The sequence below is a fragment of the Hymenobacter volaticus genome (genome assembly GCF_022921055.1).
Classification (GTDB): Bacteria; Bacteroidota; Bacteroidia; order Cytophagales; family Hymenobacteraceae; genus Hymenobacter; species Hymenobacter volaticus.
On record NZ_CP095061.1, the window covers coordinates 3,191,260 to 3,207,759 of the forward strand.

At 53.7% G+C, this 16,500-nt stretch carries 16 protein-coding genes and 1 pseudogene; 10 read left to right on the plus strand and 7 right to left on the minus strand.

Annotation, left to right across the window (positions count from 1 at the left end):
• Positions 1 to 31: 31 nt before the first annotated feature.
• Complete coding sequence (locus tag MUN86_RS13940) at positions 32 to 988, plus strand: transketolase family protein (protein ID WP_245118602.1); 957 nt, start codon at positions 32 to 34, stop codon at positions 986 to 988.
• Between the two features lie 130 nt (positions 989 to 1,118).
• Here the strand turns inward: MUN86_RS13940 and MUN86_RS13945 are convergent, their stop codons facing one another.
• The 3 genes from MUN86_RS13945 to MUN86_RS13955 all read right to left on the minus strand — a co-directional run bounded on the left by MUN86_RS13945 (position 1,119) and on the right by MUN86_RS13955 (position 2,847).
• Entirely contained in the window at positions 1,119 to 1,661 is a 543-nt protein-coding gene (locus MUN86_RS13945; RefSeq protein ID WP_245118604.1) for a hypothetical protein, read from the minus strand.
• 169 nt (positions 1,662 to 1,830) lie between these two features.
• The gene (locus MUN86_RS13950; protein ID WP_245118605.1) at positions 1,831 to 2,484 is read right to left on the minus strand and encodes a zinc ribbon domain-containing protein; all 654 of its coding nucleotides are present in this window, start codon (positions 2,482 to 2,484) and stop codon (positions 1,831 to 1,833) included.
• 153 nt (positions 2,485 to 2,637) lie between these two features.
• Positions 2,638 to 2,847 (minus strand): hypothetical protein, encoded by a 210-nt coding sequence (locus tag MUN86_RS13955; protein ID WP_245118606.1) that lies wholly within the window; start codon positions 2,845 to 2,847, stop codon positions 2,638 to 2,640.
• A 195-nt stretch (positions 2,848 to 3,042) separates the two neighbouring features.
• Here MUN86_RS13955 and MUN86_RS13960 point away from each other — a divergent pair, with 195 nt between their 5' ends.
• Complete coding sequence (locus MUN86_RS13960; protein WP_245118608.1) at positions 3,043 to 3,747, plus strand: DUF481 domain-containing protein; 705 nt, start codon at positions 3,043 to 3,045, stop codon at positions 3,745 to 3,747.
• An 11-nt stretch (positions 3,748 to 3,758) separates the two neighbouring features.
• Here MUN86_RS13960 and MUN86_RS13965 read toward each other — a convergent pair whose 3' ends face one another.
• The gene (locus tag MUN86_RS13965) at positions 3,759 to 4,544 is read right to left on the minus strand and encodes a hypothetical protein (RefSeq protein WP_245118610.1); all 786 of its coding nucleotides are present in this window, start codon (positions 4,542 to 4,544) and stop codon (positions 3,759 to 3,761) included.
• Positions 4,545 to 4,692: 148 nt separating this feature from the next.
• On the opposite strand from MUN86_RS13965, the gene MUN86_RS13970 reads away from it, so the two are divergent.
• The 4 genes from MUN86_RS13970 (at position 4,693) to MUN86_RS13985 (ending at position 7,604) form a co-directional block, all read left to right on the plus strand.
• Positions 4,693 to 5,235, plus strand: a complete 543-nt coding sequence (locus tag MUN86_RS13970; protein ID WP_245118612.1) for an RNA polymerase sigma factor — start codon at positions 4,693 to 4,695, stop codon at positions 5,233 to 5,235.
• A gap of 104 nt (positions 5,236 to 5,339) precedes the next feature.
• On the plus strand, positions 5,340 to 5,792 hold the full coding sequence (locus MUN86_RS13975) for a hypothetical protein (protein WP_245118614.1): 453 nt from the start codon (positions 5,340 to 5,342) through the stop codon (positions 5,790 to 5,792).
• 35 nt (positions 5,793 to 5,827) lie between these two features.
• Positions 5,828 to 6,310, plus strand: coding sequence for a hypothetical protein (locus MUN86_RS13980; RefSeq protein WP_245118615.1), 483 nt, complete (start codon positions 5,828 to 5,830; stop codon positions 6,308 to 6,310).
• Between the two features lie 97 nt (positions 6,311 to 6,407).
• Complete coding sequence (locus MUN86_RS13985; protein ID WP_245118617.1) at positions 6,408 to 7,604, plus strand: aspartate aminotransferase family protein; 1,197 nt, start codon at positions 6,408 to 6,410, stop codon at positions 7,602 to 7,604.
• A 96-nt stretch (positions 7,605 to 7,700) separates the two neighbouring features.
• On the opposite strand, the gene MUN86_RS13990 is transcribed toward MUN86_RS13985, so the two are convergent.
• On the minus strand, positions 7,701 to 8,138 hold the full coding sequence (locus MUN86_RS13990; protein WP_245118619.1) for a tellurite resistance TerB family protein: 438 nt from the start codon (positions 8,136 to 8,138) through the stop codon (positions 7,701 to 7,703).
• A gap of 266 nt (positions 8,139 to 8,404) precedes the next feature.
• Here MUN86_RS13990 and pfkA point away from each other — a divergent pair.
• Both pfkA and MUN86_RS14000 read left to right on the plus strand, forming a co-directional pair.
• Positions 8,405 to 9,375: pseudogene (pfkA, locus tag MUN86_RS13995) on the plus strand (6-phosphofructokinase).
• A gap of 122 nt (positions 9,376 to 9,497) precedes the next feature.
• Complete coding sequence (locus MUN86_RS14000; RefSeq protein WP_245118620.1) at positions 9,498 to 10,136, plus strand: hypothetical protein; 639 nt, start codon at positions 9,498 to 9,500, stop codon at positions 10,134 to 10,136.
• Between the two features lie 52 nt (positions 10,137 to 10,188).
• Here the strand turns inward: MUN86_RS14000 and miaA are convergent, their stop codons facing one another.
• A complete protein-coding gene (miaA, locus tag MUN86_RS14005) occupies positions 10,189 to 11,112 on the minus strand; it encodes a tRNA (adenosine(37)-N6)-dimethylallyltransferase MiaA (RefSeq protein ID WP_245118622.1) in 924 nt (307 codons plus the stop codon).
• 40 nt (positions 11,113 to 11,152) lie between these two features.
• On the minus strand, positions 11,153 to 12,280 hold the full coding sequence (locus MUN86_RS14010; protein WP_245118624.1) for a glycosyltransferase: 1,128 nt from the start codon (positions 12,278 to 12,280) through the stop codon (positions 11,153 to 11,155).
• 139 nt (positions 12,281 to 12,419) lie between these two features.
• Between MUN86_RS14010 and MUN86_RS14015 the strand changes: the two genes are divergently transcribed.
• Together MUN86_RS14015 and MUN86_RS14020 are read left to right on the plus strand one after the other, a co-directional pair.
• Positions 12,420 to 13,532 carry a PAS domain-containing protein gene (locus MUN86_RS14015; RefSeq protein WP_245118625.1) on the plus strand — a complete coding sequence of 371 codons (1,113 nt, stop codon included), beginning with the start codon at positions 12,420 to 12,422 and terminating at the stop codon, positions 13,530 to 13,532.
• Between the two features lie 143 nt (positions 13,533 to 13,675).
• Positions 13,676 to 16,462, plus strand: a complete 2,787-nt coding sequence (locus tag MUN86_RS14020; protein WP_245125744.1) for a PAS domain S-box protein — start codon at positions 13,676 to 13,678, stop codon at positions 16,460 to 16,462.
• Positions 16,463 to 16,500: the final 38 nt, after the last annotated feature.

Genomic DNA, 16,500 nt, shown 5'->3' on the forward strand with positions numbered 1-16,500 from the left:
AAAGCAAGAATACACTCTCCAACCTTCATACATGAAAGACTTCCCTTACACCGAATCGAAAGACACCCGCAGCGGCTTTGGCGCGGGCTTGCACGAGCTAGGCAAAACCAACCCCAACGTAGTTGCCTTGTGCGCCGACTTGGTAGGTTCGCTCAAGATGGATGCCTTCATCAAGGACAATCCCGAGCGGTTTTTCCAAGTAGGTATTGCTGAGGCCAACATGATGGGCCTAGCAGCGGGTCTCACCATCGGTGGCAAGATTCCGTTCACTGGCACATTCGCCAACTTCAGCACGGGCCGCGTCTACGACCAGATTCGGCAGAGCATTGCGTACTCCAACAAGAACGTGAAAATCTGCGCTTCGCACGCGGGCCTTACGCTCGGCGAAGACGGCGCTACGCACCAGATTCTGGAGGATGTGGGCATGATGAAAATGCTGCCCCACATGACCGTTATCAACCCCTGCGACTACAACCAAACCAAAGCCGCCACCCTGGCCATTGCCGACTACGAAGGGCCAGTGTATTTGCGTTTCGGTCGTCCCGTTGTTCCCAACTTCACCCCTGCCGATCAAGTGTTTGAAATCGGGAAAGGCGTGGTCCTCAACGAAGGCACCGATGTGAGCATCTTCGCCACGGGCCACTTAGTATGGAAAGCCATCTTGGCGGGCAAGCTACTGGCCGATAAAGGCATCAACGCCGAAATCATCAACATCCACACCATCAAGCCGTTGGATGCACAACTGATTCTGGAGTCGGTGCGCAAAACGCGTTGCGTGGTTACGGCCGAAGAGCACCAGATGAATGGCGGCCTCGGCGATTCTATTGCGCAGTTGCTAGCGCGCGAAGAACCCCTGCCCCTGGAAATGGTAGCCGTCAACGACTCGTTCGGCGAATCGGGCACCCCCGACCAGCTAATGGAGAAATACGAGCTCAATGAAGCCGCTATTGTGCGGGCCGTTGAGAAAGTAATGGCCCGCCGGAAATAGCTAGAAGTTAAAAGTATCTCTGAAAGCCTCTGCTACATTCGTTGTGGCAGGGGCTTTTATGCTAGCGCACCGTTCACTTCGACTTTGGACATCAGCAATTGCTTAGGTGATGACCACTCAGCACTAGTTACTACTGCCGAAGATTAGCCCATCGTTGCTCGAGTAACACGTCTAGGCTCTGCCAGTAAGAACGGTTGCCAAACGTATAGTCTTGGTAACAAGCCAGAAAAGCGTCCGTGTCTTGTTCTACTTCCAGCATGGCCTCCGGAGTGGTGGCAACTGCTCGGTCGTAATCGGCAGCCAGCCCATAAATCCACCCAACTTCTACGTCGGCTTTCACCAAGGTTCGCAGCCGGTAGAGGGACTTGATGAGTTGTCTCATGGGCCATTTGCCGCTGATTAACTGCCGATGCAACCAACACAAAGCCGGCCGCACGGAAAAGAAAACATCTGGAAACAAATTTTTGAGGTATGCCGGTACTTCCAGCTTGTTGGTGTGTAGGATGCGGTAAAAGCCAAGGAAGAATTCATTCGGGTTGTCTTCGCGTAGCAGCACCTCATCTATCCAGTCGCTGATATCAGCCAAGCTAAATAGCTCTAACTGCAAGCCCAATCGAGCATAGAACACGGCTTCCTCCACGGGCAGTCCCCGAAATTCGCTGTCCAGATTCATGGCTACTTTTCTCCTTCTGGTGTGAGGATATTTGTAAGCCAGTACGCAGTTCCGCCGCGTTTGGAAGCCTACCAACCGCATTACTTTTTCGGCAACAAGCCATTAGCTCCTAATATCGAGAGGACACTAGGAGCTAATGGCTTGTTGTCGGAGACGGATTGTGCTACCGTTACTGCTTGGTGCCGCACTCGGCGCAGAACCGCTGATCGGCTTTCATGGCAGCGCCACAGTCTACGCAGAATTTTTCCTTGGTTTGCGCCAGAGCAGCATTGGGTGTGCCGCACTGAGGACAGAATTTTTGTCCGGGGTTGAGCTTAGTGTTGCAGCTTTGGCACTGCACAATTCCGCCCCGATTCAGAAAATCTAGCTCTTTGGTATAGTCCTGGGCGCGCGTTTTGGTATAGATCTGCTCGCGGCTAGCAAGGGCCTGCTGGGCAGCTAGCTCTTCGTGCTCATCGGGGGCGCAGTCTTCGCAGAGGCCCGCCTTGGAGTTCCAGCATACATCCGGGCAAACCCAGTGGCCGCAACGGGTGCACTGCTTGAAATACTGCTTGCCTTCGAGCACCGCTTTTTCCATTGCCTCGTCGTGCGCTTTGCCCCCAATGGCCCGCTGCACGTGGTAGGCAGCATTGCCAGCTTCATGAAACATGCCCCCAAACAAACTGCCCGCGGCATTGAGCAGACTTCCCGCAATGCCAACGGCATTCGGCTGAAAGCGCGACATGTGGCCGTTGCGGCATTTGTCGCAGTAGAATTTGAACTGAAATCCTTTGTCAGTCGATAAGTCGTCGTGGTTGGCGACAAACTGAATCATGTTGCTCATAGCAAGTAGGCGTGTTTTACGCCTAAAAGTAGCATATCTACATATTCATTTCTACAAGCTTAATACTCGTGAGTAGAATAATGAATGTGTCTTTGCTTTCTATTTCCTGATTGGCGTTTTGAGAGTAGATTTTACTGGCTTTGTGAACGACATTCATTGGGGCGACACGAATTCAACCTGCAGCGTAACCTCGTTTAGGCCGTAAGGATTGCCAATTGGGGCGGTGGCCAAAGACAGTCCTAACTCCAACTTCTGGAAACGGGCCGGCGTCGTAGTACCCACCTGGCGAACTTCCCGAATCCGGAGCGCCCAGGCCGATGGCACTACTAATAGCCAAAACAACAAGACTAATAGAAAACGCATGAACAGCAGTAAGTAAATCAACTTGCAAGCAACGAAGAATTTCGTCGCATAGAGTATACCGAGTTGTAGCGGGGATTCCGCTTTGAAAGGCTGTTACTGTCTTTTCAATTCAAAACCAGAACTTTCCGCTTTCTTATTGCTTGCGCTGGTTTCTAAGTTTGTTTGATGGGTTTATTTTTTTCTTTTTCCAGTACCGTGTTGCTCTTGCTGTTATCGGTGGTACCAGCGTATGCCCAGCGGCCCGACACCACAATTATTCGCTACGTTGGGCAGCTTACCGGCCAGTATACCTCGGGCGGTGTAAACCGCACGCTGCTAGCTACCACGCACTCCGTCACGTTTTTGCGCGGCCAACATTTTGGGGCGCCTGTTAGTGGTAGCTTCACATACGGCAAGCAAGACCGGCTTCTGAAAGAGCGCGAAATACTCGTTAATGCTACTCCCTACTACTGGCTAGGGCACTTCCGAGCCTACGGCATCGGGGGGTACGAGCGGAGCAACCTGCGCGGTATTGCCAACCGTATCCAGTTGGGATTGGGGCCGGGCTGGGCCTTCTATACCGATTCGCTGGGGCGCGAGGTATCGGTGAGCAACCTGTTTATTCGGGAAGCCACGTACTTCCAAGATGGTAGCCAGCGTATCGTTTCGCGCAGTTCGTTGCGGCTGCGTGTGGTATACTCAAAAGGCGTGCTTGCCCTCAACTCCACCACGTTCTACCAACCTAACCTCGAAGGCTTTGGCGACTACCGCATCAATCAACTAACCACGCTGGCGCTGCGCTTCACGACTCGCTTTTCCATAACGGCCAACTACACTTACACCCACGAAAGCCGCGTGCTAGAAGGCAAGCCCAACGACAATACCAACGTGACAGTGGGGGTAGCATTTAGCACGAAGTAGAATAAGCTTATTTATTTCCACCAGATTTCAACTTCTAGCTTTCGGACCGCTGCTTTGTTTTGTACCCATGCCTTCTGGTACGACTGCCAGCCATTAGCCACATATTTATCACTTGGGCTAAACTCTCCTGCTCCCTGATCTAAGTCGCCACACATAGGAATGCGGGAGTCGCCCCAGTTACACCGTTTGACCTGCTTGGTTTTGTTGGACTCCCACGTACCAACGCATTGGTTGTTGGCAAAGGCATCTGAATGCTTCTCGATATTATTGTATTGCATCTTTCCTTTGCGGTTCAGATACCAGTTTGAATGCATGACACCTTTAAACACACCCGTATTGGGCTGATTGATTGGTTCTCTCAACTCGTATTCAACTAAAACTAGTCCCGCTTTCACTGCAGGTACAGGTATGCCGTCTAACCCAAGAGGTAGCTTAATAGCCTCTCGAACGTGTAGCAGCCTCAATGTTCCCTGAAACGGCAGTACGTTCTCCCCTACTTTTGATTTACCCGTCACGAAGTAGCGTCCAGGTTGCTGTGGGTCAGGCCGGGCTGTGAGCACTTTTATTTGTAGACGCTGATAATTGTCGCCAATAAAGCCGAACACACTTTCATTATTGCTTGATAGCCATAGCGGCGAAAAGTCATATTGCCGATAGCTCTCAAGCATTTCAGCTGGTTTCAACTGTTTCTTAACAAGTACTGCTTGCATATACTGCTTACTTTCTGGCGGCAGAGTTATACTCCCAAGGAGAATAATTGCTAGTCCTGCTGTTTTCTTTAGTCCAATAAGTAGCATATGTAATATTGATACTGGCTAGCGTGGAGCTAAATATAAATTATGGCAGGTGAGAGCAAACCAACATTTTTCCTTTTCGGTATTAAACTCTACCCTGCCGGCTGCCTCTAACCCGTCAAATACGCCGCTCCTAACCCACCTCCCCTGCTTGGAAGACCAAGACATCCTTGCCAAGTTTGCCGATCCGGCCGCGCGCAATGTGGCTTTCAACCAACTGGTGCGCAAATACCAAACGAAAGTGTACTGGCACATTCGCAAGATGGTCGTCGACCACGACGATGCCGACGACTTGACGCAGGATGTGTTTGTCAAGGTTTGGAAACACCTAGAGAACTTCCGGCAGGACGCTTCTCTCTATACCTGGATTTACCGCATTGCCACCAATGAGTGCTTGAGTTTTTTGGCCAGCAAGCGGCGCAAGTATTTTCTACCCCTCAACGACGTGGGGGCGGAACTGGCCGCTAAAATGGAGGCTGATCCTAGTCTGGCCGGCGACGATATTGAACTGCGCTTGCAGAAAGCCATTCTCAAGCTACCCGACAAACAACGCCTGGTTTTCAATCTGCGCTATTACGACGAGATGCCCTACGAGCAGATGGCCGAAGTAACCGGAACCAGCGTGGGGGCCTTGAAAGCCTCGTATCATCATGCCGCCAAGAAAATAGAGCAATACATCAACGAACAAGCATAGACGGAATTTCTCGCTGATTTTATCGTCAAAGATTGATTGCTCGAACCAATGAAAAAGTCTGGCACCATATTAAACCTTGAGGACCTTACTACCTCTAAACCACTATGAAAACTCCTTTTCGTCTGGATGAACACCCGCGCCGGCCACAGCCGTTGGCTCCGCCGCCGGACGGGTACTTCGACCGCCTGCCCATGCAGATAATGCAACGGGTGCAGCCAGCTTCACCTGCAACTAGCTGGACGGATCTGCGCTGGCTGACTGCTTTGTCGGCACCTATGCGCACGGCGTTGGCCGCCGGCGTGGTGCTGAGTGGCTTTGTTGGCTCCTTCCTTTTAAGTGAAAACTCCCTAACCCCTTCTACTGCCACCAACCTGGCCGCCGTGCCGCGCACGGAAATGGTAGAATATCTGCTGGTCAGTGAGTTGCCCGTAACCCTTACTGATTTGGCGGAACTACCTGTCACTGAGCAAACTCTGCCCGAAACATCCCTGCACGTTTCGCCCGATGAATTGCAGGAAGTGCTGGACACGCAGCCCACTGAAGACATCTATCTATAATCTTTACTTTGTCACCGACTCCCCCTATTCGCTCCATGAAACTCCTGTTCCGTAGCTTGCTTTTGCTTTGCTTGCTGGCAGCCTTACCCGCCGTGGCTCAGCCCGGTCAGGGAGATCGGCAAGCCCGCATGAGCCAGCTCGAAAATGCTAAAATTGCCTATATCACCGAAAAGGTCTCGTTGACTCAGGACCAAGCCCAGCGTTTCTGGCCCGTGTACAACGAGTATTCGGCCAAGCGCCGAGAACTGTACCACACCATGCGCAAACTCCGCACTGACGATCAAAACGCATTGTCGGACGCGCAAGTCAAAGAAAATTTAACGAAAGCCTTTGCGTTGCGCCAGCAAGAAGTGGACCTCGAGAAAGACTACTTCAACAAATTTCAGAAACTGCTTTCTATTCGGCAGGTAAGCAAGCTATTCCAAGCGGAGCGCCAATTCACCAAAGAAGTGCTGCGCCGAGTTGCCGACCGACCTGGTGGGCCACCAGCAGGGCCCGGCACTGGTGTCGTAAATTAGTTGAGAAAAAGGCTGCTTCGGCAGCCTTTTTTGTTGGTAGGCCGCACCGAGTTAACTGCAAATCTGTTTCGAGCTATTGCTATCCTACCTTTGCCCCATGCTTACTCCCCGCCAGCTTTTTCTGCGCCACCAAGCCCAAACCTCTGATTTTCCGTTGCTGCTCGAAATCGAGCGGGCGGAAGGCGTGTATATGTATGGGCCGGACGGCCAACGCTACCTCGATTTGATTTCCGGCATCGGCGTCAGTAATGTAGGGCACCGTCATCCGCGCGTTATCGAGGCCATTAAAGATCAACTCGACAAGTATTTGCACCTGATGGTGTACGGCGAATTGGTGCAGGCTCCTCCTGCCCAGCTTGCCCAGGCCTTGCACGAAACCCTGCCCGTCCACCTCGACAGCGTGTACTTTACCAACTCCGGTGCCGAGGCCATTGAAGGGGCCCTCAAGCTTGCCAAACGCCATACGGGCCGCACCGGCTTCGTTTCCAGTTTCAATGCTTACCACGGCTCTACGCACGGCGCCTTAAGCATCACCGGCTCCGAAGGCTTCAAGAACAGCTACCGCCCCCTGCTCCCCGATGTATGCCACATCCGCTACAATCAGTTCGACGACCTGCTGTTGATCGATGAGCATACGGCAGCCGTCGTTATGGAGACGGTGCAGGGCGAAGCGGGTGTGCGGGTGCCTGCACCGGGCTACCTGCCGGCCCTGCGCCAGCGCTGCACCGAAGTTGGGGCGCTACTGATTCTAGATGAAATTCAGTGCGGTTTCGGGCGGACTGGTACCTTCTGGGCTTTCGAGCAGTTCGGTGTCACCCCCGATATTCTGGTCTGCGCCAAAGGCATGGGCGGCGGTATGCCAATTGGGGCTTTTATTTCCTCGCAAGAAATTATGGCGGGGTTCAAAACCAACCCCATCTTAGGGCACTGCACCACATTTGGCGGCCACCCAGTGTCGTGCGCGGCCTCACTAGCTACGTTGCGTACCATTCAAGAAGAAAACTTGTTAGAAGGCGTAGCCGAGAAAGCCGCTCGGTTTCGCCGACAACTCGTGCACCCAGCAATTCGGGCGGTGCGGGGGTGTGGGCTGCTGATGGCCGTCGAGTTCGATTCATTTGAGGTGCTAAAGCCCATCATCGACCGGGCGCTTTCGCACGAAGGCATCCTGACCGATTGGTTTTTGTTTTGCGACAATTCCCTGCGCCTGGCCCCGCCCCTCATCATCACCGATGCCGAAATTGATGAGGCCTGCGCTGCCTTGCTGCGGGCCATAGACTTTGTTTGTGGGCAGTAGAAAATTACAACTAAAACAGCCGGCCCTGGCCAATGTCTCTTGGAGACAATGACCAGGGCCGGCTGTTTTAAAATATGGCTGGGAGATTCTAGTGGCTTAGCCGCACGCTGTTCTTAAGAATGCCTGCGTATCTGCTTTGATCACCTCCCGGTCCATGCCATCTTTTACACCCTGCGAAATTTTCTTTACCAGCAGGCCCACAATGTCTTTGCGGAAGCCTAGCTTTTCAGCCATGATGGTGCAGAAATCCATTTCGCTGTCGTCCACAATGCCGTCGGCTAGCATCATGTCTACCATGTCAAATATTTGATCGAAGCGTTCCGAATCGTTGTCGGGTACTACTAGGCGGTTGAGGCTGCTGTTGGCTACGATAGACCGAATTTGGTCGGCTCGCATGCCATTACGCTTGCCTACGGTCACGATAAAGCTCATTTCCCGTTCATCGAGATGACCGTCGGCTTTGGCCAACGCAGCTAAATTTTGGATGTGGCTTTTTACTTTCCGAGTCTGCTCATTTTCAAAAAAACCGAACATAAGGGAGGGACTATATGAGGGAACGGGGAAGAAAGAACGAGAGCACGAAAGCCACTTATTGGCCACGGCGGATTGTAAGATACTCGGCCGTGCGTTGGTTTCCAATAAGCCGCTTACGCAAGTGAAAACAAAATAGTCGTATTGAAGCTAGGAAATTTAACAGACCCTTTTCAGAAACCGGGCGGCCATTTGCTAACGATTTACCACCTTTGCCCGTTCCGTGCGCCTAGTTTCTTAGAGGCGCCTTCTGAAGCATAAGAGTTATGATGAAACGCATCGCAGTTTTCACCAGCGGCGGCGACTCGCCGGGTATGAACGCCTGCATCCGCGCCGTAGTACGTACGGCTGTGTACCACGGCATTGAAGTGTACGGTATCATGCGCGGTTACAGTGGCATGATCAAGGGGGAGTTTGTCCGGTTGGACTCGGCCTCCGTGGCCAATACCATCCAAAAAGGGGGTACCATTTTGAAATCGGCCCGCAGCCAGAAATTCACAACCAAGGAAGGAAGGCAACAGGCTTTCGACCAGTTGGTCAACAATGGCATTGAAGGCCTGATAGCCATCGGCGGCAACGGGACCTTCACGGGAGCCACCATCTTCGAGCAAGAGTTTGGCATTCCAACCGTTGGGGCACCCGGCACCATTGACAATGACCTCTACGGCACCGATTACACCATCGGCTACGATACCGCCGTTAATACCGCCCTCGAAGCCATTGATAAGATCCGCGACACCGCGGATTCGCACGACCGGTGCTTTTTTGTGGAGGTAATGGGCCGCGACTCCGGCTATATTGCCATTCCGTGCGCTATTGGGGGTGGGGCCGAAATCGTGATGGTTCCGGAAACCCAGATGTCGACGGACTCGGTAATCGACACGTTGCAATCCAGCTGGCAGCGCTCCAAAACTTCGTTTATTGTGATTGTAGCTGAAGGCGAGGTGGAAGGCAATGCGCAGATTGTGGCGCAGCGCGTGAAAGAAGCTATTCCGCAGCTCGACACCCGCGTAACAGTTATCGGCCATATCCAGCGGGGGGTTCGCCTTCCGCCGCCGACCGGATGCTGGCTTCTCAGATCGGTATTGCGGCTGTCGAGGGTTTGCTGAACGGGATGCGCAACGTAATGGCGGGCATCGTGAACCGCCAACTGGTCTACACTCCCTTCCACGACACTATCTATAAGAAAAAGCTTATTAACCAGAGCTTTATGCGCATGGTAGAAATCCTAAGCGTATAAGTTCTCTTACCAAGAAGAAAGGGGCCGCAACTAACCTGAAGGTTAGTTGCGGCCCCTTTTGTGTATACTAGCGTTTCGCCTTTATTGCTGTCATTTTTAATTATTTACCTACACATACAATTATGAAGCACTGCTACACCATAATTTCTTTCGCAATCCTGTTTTCAATCCCTACTCTGCCCGCGCAAGCTCAATCGGAATTAAGCACAGCTACGCATCGGCCCGCGCTATTGCGCTTGGGCTTGGGAAGCTGCCTGAATGGCTCCGGTGATTATGGAGTGGTGAAAACCTACTTGGAATATGCCCCGCAATTTGGGCAGCATCTGCGCTTAGGGTCTCGATTGGCCGTCATCAGTGGCTCAAACCACGTTGATTTTGGTGAGGACTACAACGGCAGAAACTACACGGTTAAGGAGTCATACCGGGCAGTGAATATAGAACAGGAAGTGTACTGGCTGCCTTTCGGAATACATAAGACAGTGGAGTTCGGCGTTGGCGTCGGCGCCTTTGGTGGATATGGCAGTTCAAAAGGACTTTCGTACGGCGGGTTCAGCCTGAACCAGTCCACCAACCAACTAGAGTTTTCCTATACTCCCTCGGATGAGCAAGGATTTCACGCAGGCTACATTGCCTCCCTAAACGTTAATGTTGCCATTGACCCGGCTCGCACGTGGCGAGTGGGAGGCAAACTATCCTTGCAAAACGATACGCGCGCTAACATTCTGCCAGGTGCTCAGTTCCAAATCAGCCGTGCTTGGTGAGTTGGCCGCTTAGCATGCGCCGTTTGTACCATCGGCGCATTGAGCGCAGGTATTACTTCACCGTTACCCACTGATACTGCGGGTCGCGGCGCAGCCAGGTGAGCTGGCGCTTGGCGTAGCGGCGGGTGTTACGCTTGAGCAGGCGTACTGCCTCGGGCCAGTCGTGCAGGCCATTCAGATAATCGAAGATTTCCTGGTACCCGACCGTTTGCAGGGCGTTGTGGTGCTGAAAGGGTAACAACGATTCCACTTCCGCCAGCAAACCAGCTTCTAGCATTTGGTCGACCCGTAGGTCGATGCGCTGGTAAAGTTCTTCCCGCTCCCGCGTGAGAGCCAGCTTAATAATGCGGAAAGGACGCTCCGGAGCCGAGCGGCCAGCCGTGTGGAAACTAGAGAAAGGCTGCCCGGTGGCGCGGCACACCTCCACGGCCCGCACTACCCGTTGCGGATTCTGCCGGTCGATGCGGTTGTATGCAACAGGGTCCAGGCGCGCCAATTCTGCTACTAGCGGTTCCAGACCGTGTGCGGCCAGTTCCTGGTGCAACTGCGCCCGCACGGCGGGGTCGGCGGTGGGTAGTTCGTCGAGCCCATCCGTTACGGCTTGCAAGTAGAGTCCGGAGCCCCCCGTTAGTATCACCACGCGGTGACGCTGGAACAGCGTGTCGAGCAGCGCTAGGCAGTCCGCTTCGTAGCGGCCAGCATTGTAGTCTTCAGTTATGCTGTGCGAGTTAATGAAATGGTGCGGTACGCCCTGCATTTCCTCGGGAGTTGGTTTGGCCGTACCAATACTCATCTCGCGGAAGAATTGTCGCGAGTCGGCCGATACCACTTCGGTTTGGAAATGCTGCGCCAATTGCACGCAAAGCGCCGTTTTGCCTACAGCCGTAGGGCCCGCCACCACTACCAGCGTCGGCCGGTTGGGCTGTGCCGCCAAATCAGCTTCCAGGTAGGTTATCAACTCGGAAAGTATACTCATGATAGCGAAAGCAAAGAAAGTAACCTGATGGCGTGAACTGCTACGATTTGCTGTCAACCAAGCCAGCATATAGAGCTAGAAGATGTTGCTCCTCGTGTTGCCAGCTTAACTCACGGCGGGCCCGCCGACAATTTTCTGCCAGCTGCTGATAACGAGCGGGGTTGTCGCGCAACAGATAGTTGAGCGTCGCCGCCAGCGTTGTCGGCTTTAGGTTGGGTACGATTTCAGCCACGTCGTACTCGTTGTTGAGGGCACGGTATTCCGGAAAGTCCACTACTACCTGCGGAATGCCGGCGTGGAGATAATCGAAGAACTTGTTGGCCAAAGAGTAATAGTAGCTCAGGCCTTGGTTTTCCAACAGCATCACTCCCAATACCGCGTTCTGCGTCACGTCGCGTAGCGCGTCGGGCAGCACGAAGCCGCGGAACTCCACCTGCCCACTCGCCAGCAGCCCTAGTGCTGCCGCACGCGCCCGCAAGCTTTCCGACAAATCACCTTCCCCACAAACAACCAGCCGACCAATTACCTGCGGCATGGCTTCGAGCAGCGCCTCCAGTCCCCGGCCCGCGTTGAGGGCCCCCTGATACAAAATATACCCTGCTGCGGGCACCGCTGTGGGAGCCGGCGGTAAAGCTGCCTCCGACAGCCGACTGATGTTGCGCACTACCTTTACCGGCCGCCCGTAGCGTTCCTCGAACACCCGCGCCAACGCGGGCCCAACGGTGTACACCAAGTTGGCACGAGGCACTATAAACTGCTCCACCCACCGCCACATTCGCTGCACGGCTGGCCGGGCCACCACCTCGGGCACCTCCGTAAATAATTCGTGGGCGTCATACACGAAGGGTTGCCCTCCTAGCCGCGCCCGCAACCATACCGGCAAAGCAGTGTCGAGGTCGATGGCGCACCACACGGTGGCGCGGCGCGGTAGCAGATACAGGAACAGGCGCAGATTATACTCGAGGTAAAACAGCTTGCCGCGCTGAAACCAGCATCGTAAACGGTGCTGCTTATACGGTTGCGGCACGAGTGGCCGCGAGTTGCTCCACTGCCGTCCAATCAACCGAACTTCGTATCCTGCCTCGGCCAGGCTGCTGCAAATTCGCTGCATACGCTGGTCATAGTTAAGATCAGTGGTAACGGTAAAATACAAGCGTGGAACGGTCATAGTACACGTCGTGCAACTTCCAGATGATATCAGTGTTTAGAATCGTGGAGGTTCGGGATATTTTCGTCAAATTTAGGGGTTAAACCCGGCCCCCGCAGGAGTTTCGTATCCGCTCTTGTTTCAGCCTTTCTTTACCCTGATGCCTCATTCTGCTGCTCCGACGTCCACTGCTGCCGTGGCCATGCCGACAGATTTTTACCGTGCGCTTTTTGAAGATGCCTATGATGCTCAGTTGCTCTACGACGAGCAAGGCAACTTAGTCGACTGCAATAAAGCTGCGCTGCATCTGCTTGGCATTAGCCGCACCGACTTGCAGACCAATGGCCTGATGGCCTTAACCGTGCCAACTACCACCAACGGGCAGTGGCACACCGAAGCTACCTTGCGCGAAGCTATTCAGTACACCGCTCGCACTGGTAAAGAAGCATCACGGCCTTGGCAGGCTCGCCGTCCGAACCAACGGAACTTGTCGGCCCAACTCACGTTGCGCCGCTTGGCATCACCCAACAGTCAGGTACAAGTCCTGCTCGGGTTGCGCGAAACCTCACCTGCTCATCAGACCACCGAAACCGAGGTGCAGCAACTCGTACTCGACCGTACCCAGGAGCAGTTGCGGGACCTCCTTTCGCGCACCACGCTGAGCTATGTGCTTCTCGACCGGGAAGGCTTTGTAGTGGACGCCAACGATTTTTTTCTGGAGTTCACCGGCTACACCCGCGACGAAATTATTGATAAGCCTTACCACACTACGTTCTCGCCGACGGCCGAGCGTGAGTTGCGCCTGCAATCCTTTTTGACTTGTATTCGGGAAGAACGGTTGCAGGATTTCTACGAACGCTCCCTGCTCACCAAGAACGGCCAGACGCGCATGGTGCACTGGCATGCCGAGTTTGCGCATGATGCCGCTAACAACATCACCGGTATCTTCTTGGTCGGGCGCGACTTCACGGAGCGCCACGTTGCGGCCCGGGCCCTCACTGACAACCGCAACCGCCTCCAAGACTTCCTCGACAACGCCCACGACCTCATCCAGAACCTGAGCATCGACAACCGGCTTTTGTTCGTCAACAAGGCTTGGAAAGAAAAGCTTGGTTACAGCGACGAAGACCTACCCAACCTCAGCCTTTCGGATGTAGTGCACCCTTATTACAAGGCCAAGCTGCTGTATCAGCTGCGCAACCTATACAAGGGGAGAAAGTCAACAAGCTTGAAACGGTATTCCTTACTAAAACCGGCAAGCCCGTTCACCTGATTGGCTCGATTTCCTGCTCCTGGCAGGATAACGAGCCGGTAAGTACCCGCGCCATTCTGCACGACATCACCGACCGCATCAAGGCAGAGCGTTTGCAGAAAGTATACTATAGCATTGCCAACCTGGCCATTAGCTCGAAAGACTTGCACTCCCTCTACGGTGCTATTCACCGGGAGCTGAGCAAGATCATCGAGACCAACAACTTCTACATTGCCCTCTGCGATGAAGCGCGGACGCAATTGCAGTTTGCATACTTCGTCGATCAAAATACGCCGGGTGAAGTAGGCGCCGTGTCGCGGCCTTTCTCTTCGGGCATGTCGGAGTACATTATCCGGACGGGGCGGCCGCAGTATATGCTACGTCACGAGTTGGAAGAGCTGATCAGCAGTGGTACCATCACGGCGTATGGCCTAATACCCGAAGTAATGCTTTGTTCCCCACTGAGCATTGGGGAGCGGATTATCGGGGTGATTGCCGTGCAGGACTACCATAAAGCGGATGCCTACGCTCCTACCGACCTGGAAATTCTGCACTTCATTTCCAACCAAGTAGCGTTGGCAATTGAACGCAAGCGCAATGAGGTTCAGATTCAAAAGCAGAACGCGCGTCTAAACGCCATTTTCGAAAGCGGGTCGCACTTAATGTGGTCTGTAGATACGCATTCGCGCCTCACTTCCTTCAACCGCAACTACGCCGCTTATTTCTTGCGTCGCAACGGGGTGTACCCGGCGCCAAACGTGAACTTGTTCCAGGCCGACTTGGCCATGATGGAGGAGGATGCACGCGAACTGTTTGTAGAAAACTACCGCAAGGCGTTTCAAGGGCAGCCTCAGCGCTTCGAGGTACGTCTGCAAGACGCCCGCGGCGCCGATTCGTGGCGCGAAATCTTCCTCAACCCCATCTACCTCGACGACGGCTCGTTCGAGGAAATTTCGGGTATTGCCCACGACATCACCGAGAAGAAGCACTCCCAATTGGAGTTGGCCGCGCAGGAAGAGAAATTCCGCGCCATTTTCGAGTCGTTCCAGGACGTGTACTATCGCACCGATGACCAGGGTATTTTGACCTTGGTTAGCCCTTCGGTGCTGGACGTGTTGGGCTATGCCGCTGAGGATGTGGTGGGTACACCTATTTCCAACTATTACATTCACTCTCAAGAGCGCGACAACCTGCTACGCGTTATTCAGACGGATGGGGACGCGCGCAACTTCCCAATCGAAATGCGCCACAAGCAGGGTCACAACGTGAGCATGCTGGTGAATGCACGACTGGTTAGCGGTGGTATAACTGGCACCGAGGGGATTGCGCGTGACATCACCACGTTCAATCAAATGCAGATTGATTTGCGGCGGGCCAAGGATGAAGCCGAATCGGCGTTGGAAGCCAAAACACTGTTCTTGGCCAACATGAGTCATGAGCTGCGGACGCCCATGAACGGCATCATCGGCATGATTGACTTGCTGCACCAAACGGTAAGCAGCGAAGAACAAGAAGAATATGTAGACACGCTACGGAAGTCGAGCGACGCGCTATTGGCCATCCTAAACGACATCTTGGACCTCTCCAAGATTCAGGCCGGCAAGCTGCAACTCAACGAGGAGGGCATGGATTTGCACTACACGCTCGAGAAAATTCATTCGCTCTTTGCCAACCGTGCTCAGCAAAAGCGTCTCACCTTCTCGTATCACATTGCGCCTAACACGCCGCGCTTCATTGTGACCGATGAAACCCGGTTGTTGCAGATACTCAGCAATCTTACTTCCAACGCTATCAAGTTCACGTCACAGGGCACAGTGAGCATCATTGTGTCGACGGATAAGCGTGAGGACGACGAGTACAAGCTGCGCATTGCGGTGCAGGACTCCGGCATTGGTATTTCCACGGAGAATGCCAAGCTGCTGTTCACCAACTTCACGCAGCTTGACACTACGCCGACCAAGGCCTTCGGTGGCACAGGCTTAGGCCTAGCCATCAGCAAGCAACTAGCCGAATTATTAGGCGGCGACATTGGGGTGCTTTCCAATGAAGGCGATGGTAGCACGTTCTGGTTTACGTTGCGGTGCCGCGCGGCCTACAACGAAGACGAAATCGTGCAGGAGCGGCTGGCTTCGCGCGAGCGGGCTCCCGACATTACGCGCTTCGATACGGCACCGCGCGTGCTGCTTGTGGATGACAACCCCATCAACCTAAAAGTAGCCATCCGCCTGCTCGACAAGCTAGGCTGTGAAGTGGCCGTGGCCGACAACGGCTTTGAAGCCATCAGCAAAGCCACGGCGCCTGGCTCTAAGTTCGACTTGGTGTTCATGGATATTCAAATGCCGGAAATGGACGGCGTGGCCGCCATGCAGGAAATCCGTCGGCGCTTGGGGTCTGCTTGCCCGCCCGTGGTAGCCATGACGGCGTATTCCATGAAGGAAGATGCCGAGCGCTTCGTACGCGAAGGCATGGACGACTACGTTTCCAAGCCCGTAAAAAGCCAGGATCTGCACTCGGTGCTGCGGCGCTGGGTAACAGCGGGGCCTGCCATGCGGCCTAGCTCCGCTGCGCTACCCGTCGCTGAAGCCGCTCCTGCCGCTGTGGAGGAACCGCCTTTTATTGATCCAGATGTGATAGAACAGCTGCGACAATTGGGTGGCGCCGAATTTGCCGCTCAGCTCTACCAAGACTTCGAGGTGGAGGTAACTCAACTCCTTGATGAGGCCCAAGTATTGGTTCAGAGTGGGCAGTACGAACAGATTTTACCACATTTGCACCAATTAAAGGGAACTGGCTTTACTTTAGGTTTAACTTTGCTGGCCGAGTGTGCCAAAGAGATAGAGCACAATTTGAAGAAAGGTGACCAAAGCACTGTAGAGCAGGATTTTCAAAAATTAATGGATTACTTCACTCGATTTAAAGCAGTCTATCCGGGCGTGACGAGTGACTTGTAAGCGCCCGAAAACATCTTTTTAATTTTACTTTTTCAACC